The sequence below is a fragment of the Niallia sp. HCP3S3_B10 genome (assembly GCF_052064465.1).
Lineage (GTDB): Bacteria > Bacillota > Bacilli > Bacillales > Cytobacillaceae > Niallia > Niallia hominis.
The window spans coordinates 1-9599 of sequence record NZ_JBQHVO010000100.1; the positions used below are offsets into that span (position 1 = coordinate 1).

Consider the following 9599-nt stretch of genomic DNA (forward strand, 5'->3'; position numbering starts at 1 on the left):
ATAAGACATAAAAAACTAGAAAACAGATTTACCGATGATTTTTAGGATTTAAAAATCATCGGTTTTTCAGTGCCCTCGCAGCGAGGAGGCTTAGCTTCCTCCCCGGCGCATCGAGCGTCCGTAGCGCAATGGAACGACTTAGTTTTTACACTTATCTAGATTTAAAAACATAGATAACCATCATGAGAAAGTAGCTTTATTTAAGCGATAAATTAAAGATTGTTCGTCTTTAAAGATTAGTTATTTAGTTTTGTCCCAGCTTCTTTTTGTTCATATTAATAATATAGTGAGACTTCTCAGTATTACCTTAGCGGGATTTTTCTTGCTTTGATGGGCTTAGATGTGACTTCTCTGTTACCCCGTTTTCCCTTTTCTCGCTTCGGCAGGCATAGACTTACCTTCTCTATCATCTCTACAGTCTTCTTTTTGCCAAAACTGCCTTTCAGACAATTTAACTCAATCTCCCTCTTATTCCTCCTCCAGCCATACGTCTTCCACATATTTTCTTTTTTGCTGTTTGCTTATTTTTCGATATTCTTTTGATTTAAAAAGAATATCAAAATCATAATCTTCCGGATAGAGCTCTGTTCCTTTTATATATAGCTTTAATCGTTTTTGGTTAACTGTTCTTTTTTCCTGGCAAACCTGTACTACATATCTTCCTTGTGCATCTGGCCCTTTGTAAACAATTCCCATCTCCTTGGTCTCTGTAAGAATTACATTATCTCCTTGTTCAAAAATCGGCTCCTGAGAAAGAGGGATATCAACCGTTTTCTTCCCCAATGTATTTCGAGCGTATTTATTAACAACGATTTGCTGTTTATAATCCGCATCGTCTAACCGTTGTTCCTGTTGAAAATTCCGATGTGTTTTATAGGTTATTTCATGAGCCTTTTCAATAAGTTTAGGGTGTAAACCTAGTTTGCTTGCAATTTCAAATGCTTGGCTTCTTCCGCTTTGCCCCAATAATAGCTTATACGTCGGTCGCAGCGTATTGATATCAAATTCCATCGTTCCATTTAAAAAGCCTTCTGTTTGATCTGCAAATTCTTTCATTTCACTATAATGAGTTGTGGCAAATAATGTTGCCCCTTTTTGATAAAGCTGTTCCAAAATAACAATCGCCAGTGCCATCCCTTCTCCAGGATCTGTACCTGATCCCAGCTCATCAAGTAATACAAGAGAGCGATCATTGGTCGTTCTTAAAATATCAATAATATTCACTAGTCTGGAACTAAACGTACTTAAATTTTGTTCAATGCTTTGTCCGTCGCCAATATCCACAAATATATGCTGAAAGACCGCTATTTTACTGCCTTCTTTTGCAGGAATAAGTAAACCTGACTGAGCCATCATTGTCAATAAACCAATCGTTTTCAATGTTACCGTTTTTCCCCCTGTATTCGGACCGGTTATTACTAATGCCCGATGCTCTTCTCCAAATGAGATGGTTAAAGGAACAGCCTTCTCACCAAGCATTGGATGGCGGGCTTCTTTTAAATGAATCGTATAGTCTTCTGTTAAAACAGGTGACTTTGCTTCAATGGATCTGCTATATTTTGCTTTCGCAAATAAAACATCATAATAATGCATTGTTTCGATAGCTAATTGAATTGCCTTTTCCTCGCCTAAAAGTCTTTCCGTTAATTCATATAAAATCCGCTCAACCTCATACTCTTCTGAAAGTTTCAATGTTTCGATTTCTGCTTGCATATCTGCTAATTCGAGTGGTTCGATAAAAAGTGTTGCTCCTGATGCTGAGGTATCCAATACACTACCTTGGATTTTCGTACGATATTCTCTTTTTACAGATAGAGTCAGATGACCACTACGTTCTGATACTATTTTATCTTGCAGATAGCCTGCATATTTTTTGGATTTCACAAGTTGATTTGCTTTTTCTTTTACTCTGTCTGTTAAGATAGACAGCTGTCTTCTTAAATATGCTAAGTCACTGGAGGCATAGTCATCGACATTCCCGTGTCTAATGCATCTCGCTATTTCTTCTGTAAGCTCTCGAACATCAGGGATGGATTGAACGTAAAGAGAGACATTCGGCGCGACATATTCTTTATCACGCATAAACTGCTTTAGCTTTGTACAATGCTCTAAAAAGGAAATGATAAACGGGAATTGATCTGCTCGAATATAGATTCCTTTCTTCGCCTGATTAAGATAAAGGGACATTTCGTCTAGTGTATGAATGGGCACACTGCTTGATATTTCTAATATTTTCATGGCCTCTTCTATTTCTTTTAACGATTGTTCCATTCTTCTTATATCCTGCATTGGGCGAATTTTCTGGATTGTTTCTTTTGCTAAATTAGTTTTCGCAAAAGTTTCTATTTCCTCTAAAATCCTATGAAATCCTAGTACTTCAAATGTCTGCTGATTCATTTTATAACCTCCTGTTTTCTTTAATTAAATGACTTTTTTCGTAAAGTTTGTTGGCGATCGACCACAGCCAAATAAAAAAAAGCCAGCATGAACAAACGCTCACACTAGCTTTTTTCAGGGGTAGACCTATCCGCTTTTATGCGGCATGAGGAAATCCTTCGCAATAAAGTAAAAAAGCTATGACAAATATGCCATAGCTTTTTTACTTTATTGCTTGCTATGAGGCTTATTCTTAACCTTCCTTGAAATTTGCATGCTAAATAAACCGGTATAAGTCCGATTTTTTAACAAAATTCAAGGCCGTATAAAATTAACGGTTAGTTAAGAACACTCACACTCATAAAACAATCTCCTTAAAAGGGCTTTTTATTTTTACTCCCTTTTAGTTTATCCATTTTTCTTTTCCATTGTCAACATTTTCAAAAAATTAATCTGCTAAATCCTTTTTCAATTGGTCTAAAGAATTATCCCATAGTTGCTGATCATGTTTTTTTAAGAAATCAGCAAGCACCTTTTTGGACTTATCATCCATATGATCGACCATAATATGTCTTTTCATACTTTTATCCATCTTGTTCACATGTTCTGGAAGTGACTTATACCCTCTGCGAATGGAACGGTCTACTGTCATTTCACACGCTGTCACCCCAGCATAATATGGTCCTTCTTGCTTGCGGTCAATCGTTACCCACACTAGCCAATAAGGCTTACCATTTGGAACTTCTTCTTTCGTTTTCAAAAATTTGATACCACGCTCTACTGCACTTCTTGCGTGCATTGCACCGATATCGACGATTGCTTCTCCTTCTTCCACATCAATAATAACAGGAGAGACATTTTCTAAACTAAGACTGCCAATTCCAAAGCCTTTATGCCCATCGGTCGGGTCATTTTTAATAATATTAAAACCTATTGTCTTTTTCTTTTTTCCTTCCACTTTTCATACTCCTCCTGCAAATTTATTAGCTGCTATGTTTTCGTTCTCCTTTTGAGGTCAATAAATTCTGGTGTATAAAAAACGTCTCTTTTTCATTCTGTGAAAAAGAGCGATTAAAATAATAATTGATTAAACAGATTGAGAAAAAAGATTCGTACAAACTCAATCCATGGGAATATCGTATAGCTCGATAATCCTGTAACAATTAATACAATAAATAAAATAGAACCATATACCTCATATTTTGACATTTGCGCTCTCACTCGAGAGGAAACCAAATCTTCAATAATTCGGTAACCATCAAGTGGTGGTAGAGGGATTAAATTAAATGCAAAGAGTAATAAATTCATATAAATAAAAATTTGAAAAAACGGATATAAATCAAAGTTGCTTCCTATAGGTACATTTAACTTTATTAAGATTGCAATAATGATAAAGCCCAGAAAAGCTAGTATTAAGTTACTAAAAGGCCCTGCTAATGATACCAATACTCCAGCTAGCTTAGGTCGTTTAAAGTAATGACGATTAACCGGTACTGGTTTCGCCCATCCAAATCCTGCGAGCAAAATAAAAATTGCACCAATTAGGTCAATATGAACGATGGGATTTAATGTCAGCCTTCCTTGCTTTTGAGCTGTTGGATCGCCAAATTTATAGGCTACAAATGCATGTGCAAATTCATGGATGGTAAAACCTATTACAATAGATATAACAATATAAGGCAAATCCGCCAAATTTTGCGAAAATAACAAATGATTAGCTCCCCTCTATACTGAGTTCAATGGAAAACGTCTCTTTTCTCTCTATGTTTCCTTTTAAAATTATACATGATTATAAATTGGAAAGGAAAATATTCTTTCTCCTATGAAAAAATCAAGTGAATTAGCCTATATTTTACCTACCATTTCGAGTAGAGACTTGCACTTTTCCAAAAAATATGAAAAACTACAATCAAAAACCAAGGAGGATTTTAACCATGCCCTATGTAACTGTAAAGATGCTAGAAGGTAGAACAGAGGATCAAAAAAGAAATCTAGTAGAGAAAGTAACAGAAGCAGTAGTGGAGACGACAGGTGCATCAAAAGAAAAAGTTGTTGTCTTTATTGAGGAAATGCCAACAAACCATTATGCAGTAGCTGGCAAGCGCCTAAGTGATCAATAATAACAATCACCTTAAAAAAGGCCGTCGAAAGCAATGAAATAATTTGCTTTCGACGGCCTTTTTATTTAATGAATCGTTTTTTCTTTTAAACTGTCAATATATGCGTAAGCTATCTCAATTTCTTCTTCTGTATATTTTTGCTTTGCTTTTAGTGTAAAAACTTTTTCCTTTACCTCTTCCTTCGATAAAGTATCGAAAAATAGAACGGTGGAAACAAGCTCAAGAAATCTTGAGTTTTGGCCATTCATATCTTCTAGACAAGGAGATAAGTTTGGCATCTCTACTTCATTAAGGGTAAGAAATTCTTTACCATTATCTGTGAGTGTATAGCGATATTGGAAATATCCGCCTTTTTTTTCTTTTACTTCATTTAAAAATCCCATATTACATAATTCTTCTACTCGCAAGGTTAGTTCTTCTGAATAAGGACCGAAAAAGTGAAATTGATATTTTTCATGAAAAGGAAAATCAAGCTTTTTCGCAATATATATCATTTTTTGTAGCTTTTTTCTTCCAATAATTTCGCCCGATGCAGCAATTGCTTTCATTACTTTGGCATGATCTTTTAACAAATTGGGTCATCTCCTACTCCATTTAATCCTAAAACACGCATCTATTGAATATCTAACAATTGACGGATTTGTTTTTTGACTTTCCCTTTGGAACTGTCATCCTTCAGAATATCTTTTGGAAAATATAGCTTATGATCTGTTCTTCTTTTCCCAGAAATACTATCGACTATTTCTGATTCTCTAGAAAGCTCTCTGATTTCTCCATTTTTCATCAAGAGATGGATCGGTAACCGCTCTTCTTCCTCACCTGGCCTGTAAAAGTCATAGGGAAGATCGGAAGAGGAATCCACAACCAAATAATACTCTGGATCTAATCCTGCTTTTTGAAATAAACCAGATAGTTCCTGAAGCTTCTTATATTCGTTCGCTGGATCAAACTCTACATATTTAAAAAGATTTCTATTCATAAATCTACGGCAAAGATCCTTTAAAATGACATCATCTTCCTCTTGCCACATTTGGAAATAATAGAGAATAATAGCTTCATCCAATTTCAAATAGTCTTCTAAAGATGTCTCTTCTTCAAAGAGTGAGTAAAAATGAATTGGGTGATATTTAAAGGGGTAGAACTGCTCGTGTAAGTATTTTGCTCTATGTAGAATTTTTGTAAGAATTACTTCCGCACTTCTTGTTACTGGGTGAAAATATACCTGCCAGTACATTTGATAGCGGCTCATAATATAATCTTCTACTGCGTGCATTCCACTTTTCTTAATAACAGCCTGATCTTCACGGGGACGCATCACACGCAAAATTCGCTCCATATCGAAATTCCCGTAGCTAACCCCTGTAAAATAGGCATCCCTTAGTAAATAATCCATGCGATCTGCGTCAATTTGACTGGAGATTAAACTGACTACTAGTTTTTCTTTCGAGGTCTTTGCAATTACTTCGGCAACCTTTTTTGGAAAATCCTTTTCCACTTTTGTTAAAACTTTATTTACTTCTGTCTTGCCAAGAATAATCCTACGCGTAAATTCTTCATGATCAAGATCAAACACTTTTTCAAATGAATGAGAAAAAGGTCCGTGTCCTAAATCATGCAAGAGGGCAGCACATAAAGAAAGCAATCTTTGGTTATTATTCCACTCTTCTCTGCCTTCAAAGACATCATCGATTATTCTTCTAACAATTTCATATACTCCTAGAGAGTGGTTAAATCTACTATGTTCCGCACCATGAAAGGTAAGATAAGTCGTGCCCAACTGTTTAATTCTTCGCAGGCGCTGAAACTCTTTTGTTCCTATTAAATCCCATATTACTCGATCGCGCACATGTATATAGCGATGGACTGGATCTTTAAATACTTTTTCTTCGTTTAGCTTATCCGTCGAATATGGCATCTTTCTTCACTCTCTTTCGTTCTATTGACTATTTTTTATTTATTCTAGTAATTTAGAGTACACTCCATATTCTAAAGATAGAAAAAGAGGGTTCCGTTTAAGCATTTTAAAAAGGGAAAAATAATCTTTTTCTCCATAAAATAACTATCTAGTGGAAACTCCTCTGGTTTTACAAGGCTATGTTCGTAAAGTTTGTTGCTATCGAAAGTTAAAATAATAGACAGGTTTCTATTATTTTTTTAACTTCGCATTGATTTTATCCATTAACTCTTCTTCTGTTAATGCAGCTAGTGGACGATTATTGACAAAAGCAAATGTTTTTTTGCGACCAGGTCCGCAATAGGATTGACAGCCTATATCTATTTTTGCCTCTGGATCTATTTGCTTTAAACGTGGTACTAACGTTTTTAAATTCACTGCCTGACAATCGTCGCAAACACGAAATTCGTTTGCCATTTGGACAACCCTTTCTATAAATGCTCAAAAAAAGTGATCGACAATCAAATCGACAACATTCTCACTCATTACTATATGGTATTTTACCCCTTCTGAACTTGCAATGCAAGATGCAAAAGATTGTAAAAAAGTGACGAATTATTAACAAAACTGCACGGTTACGCTTTGTATCTCTTGACTATTAGATCTTATTTTTTTATTCGAAAATTAAAACCACTTCCCCTCTCTATATTATTTAGGAAATATACGTTATAATTTTCTCTTGAAATATAGGGAGGTTTTGAAATGAATAAAAGTAGAATATTAGTAATGTGTAGCATTGTTCTTGCTATGCTGATTGCCTCTATTGATACGACCATAATGAACACAACCATGCCTATTATTGCAGAGGAGCTTGGCGGTACGGAATTATATGCCTGGTCTTTTGCTGCTTATATGATAGCAAGTACCATTCTTTCGCCAATTGCCGGAAGACTTTCTGATCTTTTTGGGAGAAAGAAGCTGTTTGCTTTTGGCATTATTGTCTTTTTAATTGGTTCTCTCTTATGCGGAATCGCAGCAACTATGCCTCAGCTAGTCATTTTTAGAGCGTTGCAAGGAATGGGTGCTGGATTCATGATGCCATTTCCTGCAATCATTGCTGGAGATCTTTTTTCTATTGAAAAAAGAGGAAAAATCCAGGCGTTGTTTACTGGCATGTGGGCATTATCTGCTGTATTGGCCCCTACACTCGGTTCTCTTTTTGTAGAATTTTTAAGTTGGAGATGGATTTTTTATATTAATTTACCAGTTTGTATTATTGCCCTACTTACGTTGATTCCATATAAAGAAGTCTATCAGCCTAAAAAGGCACAGGTAGATTATATTGGCGCAGCACTATTTGGAAGCGGAATAACTTGTGTATTACTAGTTACCGTGCTAGAAAGTTATCTTTTTATTTTTGCTATAGTTGGTATTCTTCTATTAATCACATTTTATTTTTTCGAAAAAAGACAAGCTTCACCAATTGTTCCACTATCCATTTTTAGGAGTAAAACCATCACCTGGATTTTTCTTAACGGATTTGTAGGAACATTAGCTTTGTTTGCAACATCAAGCTATATTCCTTTATTCCTGCAAAATCAGGCAGGGCTCTCTGTTTTATGGAGCGGTGTTTCTCTCCTTGGTATGTCGATTGGATGGATGGCTATGTCGGTTCCAGCTGGTAAATGGATATTAAAATATGGCTATCGCATTCTATTAATAATCGGAAATACGTTGCTTTTGCTTTCAGGAATTTTATTAGTATTATTAAATGAGTCAAATGGGTTCTGGTATGTTTTTATCTTAATGATTATTCAGGGACTAGCATTTGGCTTGCTAAGCACTGTTGGTGTTATCGGCTCTCAAGCATTAGTTGGAAACCATGAAAAAGGAATATCCACCTCTTTCTTTATGTTCTGCAGAAACATGGGAACCGCGATTGGTGTTACTATTATGGGCTCCTTATTAAATAGTGGCTCCACCTTTATGGAGGGTATTCACCATCTCTTCCTCTTTGGATTTATTGTAAGTATATTTGCCTTTATTTCTGCCTTCTTCATTCAAAATGAAGGAGCCTTAGTTGAGAAGCGAGCGTAAATATTTTATTCAAAACAGTTGGCTTGATGGCCGACTGTTTTTTTATCCTCTTTATTTGTATTTTTCCTAAACTATAAAAAAATCTACTATCCTTGTATTTCTTTTGTATAAACAAATACTTTTCTGGAAATGATGAAACTAGAAATATTTATTTATCGTGATTAAGTTGGGAGTTGGGTTAGAAATGAAAGTTAGACAAGACGCATGGTCTGAAGAAAATGATCTTTTATTAGCAGAAACGGTTTTAAGACATGTTAGAGAAGGAAGCACACAGCTAAACGCCTTTGAAGAAGTTGGGGATAAATTAAATAGAACGTCAGCAGCATGTGGATTCCGCTGGAACGCAGTCGTTCGCCATCAATATGAAAAGGCACTTCAGCTTGCCAAAAAGCAACGTAAGCAACGACAACGAATTTTAGGAAAAGATCAAGGTGGAAAGAAGAAACTATTATATTCACCACCAGTACCAACAGTGGATGATCTCGAAGCTCTTACTGCTTCCCCAAGCTTAGAAGTGGGCTCGATGGACGTGGATATGGATGCTATGGATACATTATTTACAACAGAAACATTAGATACAAATGTTACTAGTCAACAAGAAGAAGAGCTTGTAAACTATCAATCAGAAGAGGAAACAGAGGAAGAAGTACAGCAAATTCCAGTATACGAAACAAAAAAAGCGCCTGCCTATCCAGCAGGAAACCATAGCCAAGCTGGTACACTAAATTTTGACACTGTTCTTTCCTATTTACAAAATTTCCGCAATGCCCCTATACAGCTAGAAATCTTAAAAAGCGAGAATGAGCGTTTAAAAAGAGAAATGGACACAATTAGAAGCCGGAACAAAGAATTAGAAGAAAAACTACATCAAATCGAAAATAACTCAGAAACAATGCAAGAAGATTACGAAACACTCATGAAAATCATGAACAGAGCCCGAAAACTAGTAGTACTAGAAGAAGACGAGCGCCCAACCAAATTTAAAATGGACAGAAACGGAAACCTCGAAAAAGTCGCAGAGTAATTAAAAAGCGGAGGCGCCTTGCTTATCAGCGTACAAACTGGAGGGCTTCGACTGAGATAAAGGAAACACGACGAACGCTAGTGAGTCG

Annotated in this window: 9 protein-coding genes; 3 read left to right on the top strand and 6 right to left on the bottom strand. The window is 35.8% G+C overall.

What is annotated here, in order from left to right; translation table 11 throughout:
- Window positions 1-468 precede the first annotated feature (468 nt).
- From ACTNDN_RS23945 to ACTNDN_RS23955, 3 genes are all read right to left on the bottom strand, one after another.
- Window positions 469-2397: an endonuclease MutS2 gene (locus ACTNDN_RS23945; protein WP_441132487.1), complete on the bottom strand. Its 1929-nt coding sequence runs from the start codon at window positions 2395-2397 to the stop codon at window positions 469-471.
- Between the two features lie 427 nt (window positions 2398-2824).
- Entirely contained in the window at window positions 2825-3334 is a 510-nt protein-coding gene (locus ACTNDN_RS23950) for a YwhD family protein (RefSeq protein ID WP_031540075.1), read from the bottom strand.
- A 113-nt stretch (window positions 3335-3447) separates the two neighbouring features.
- Window positions 3448-4086: a site-2 protease family protein gene (locus ACTNDN_RS23955; protein ID WP_031540076.1), complete on the bottom strand. Its 639-nt coding sequence runs from the start codon at window positions 4084-4086 to the stop codon at window positions 3448-3450.
- Window positions 4087-4310: 224 nt separating this feature from the next.
- Here ACTNDN_RS23955 and ACTNDN_RS23960 point away from each other — a divergent pair, with 224 nt between their 5' ends.
- Entirely contained in the window at window positions 4311-4496 is a 186-nt protein-coding gene (locus ACTNDN_RS23960) for a 2-hydroxymuconate tautomerase (RefSeq protein WP_031540077.1), read from the top strand.
- A gap of 65 nt (window positions 4497-4561) precedes the next feature.
- Here ACTNDN_RS23960 and ACTNDN_RS23965 read toward each other — a convergent pair whose 3' ends face one another.
- From ACTNDN_RS23965 to ACTNDN_RS23975, 3 genes are all read right to left on the bottom strand, one after another.
- Window positions 4562-5068, bottom strand: a complete 507-nt coding sequence (locus ACTNDN_RS23965; protein WP_031540078.1) for a YwgA family protein — start codon at window positions 5066-5068, stop codon at window positions 4562-4564.
- A 41-nt stretch (window positions 5069-5109) separates the two neighbouring features.
- Entirely contained in the window at window positions 5110-6411 is a 1302-nt protein-coding gene (locus tag ACTNDN_RS23970; RefSeq protein WP_048718222.1) for an HD domain-containing protein, read from the bottom strand.
- A 231-nt stretch (window positions 6412-6642) separates the two neighbouring features.
- Window positions 6643-6867: a DUF1450 domain-containing protein gene (locus ACTNDN_RS23975; protein ID WP_031540080.1), complete on the bottom strand. Its 225-nt coding sequence runs from the start codon at window positions 6865-6867 to the stop codon at window positions 6643-6645.
- A 285-nt stretch (window positions 6868-7152) separates the two neighbouring features.
- On the opposite strand from ACTNDN_RS23975, the gene ACTNDN_RS23980 reads away from it, so the two are divergent.
- Together ACTNDN_RS23980 and ACTNDN_RS23985 are read left to right on the top strand one after the other, a co-directional pair.
- Window positions 7153-8487, top strand: coding sequence for an MFS transporter (locus ACTNDN_RS23980; protein ID WP_251630128.1), 1335 nt, complete (start codon window positions 7153-7155; stop codon window positions 8485-8487).
- Window positions 8488-8671: 184 nt separating this feature from the next.
- A complete protein-coding gene (locus tag ACTNDN_RS23985; protein ID WP_441132491.1) occupies window positions 8672-9511 on the top strand; it encodes an RsfA family transcriptional regulator in 840 nt (279 codons plus the stop codon).
- Window positions 9512-9599 lie beyond the last annotated feature (88 nt).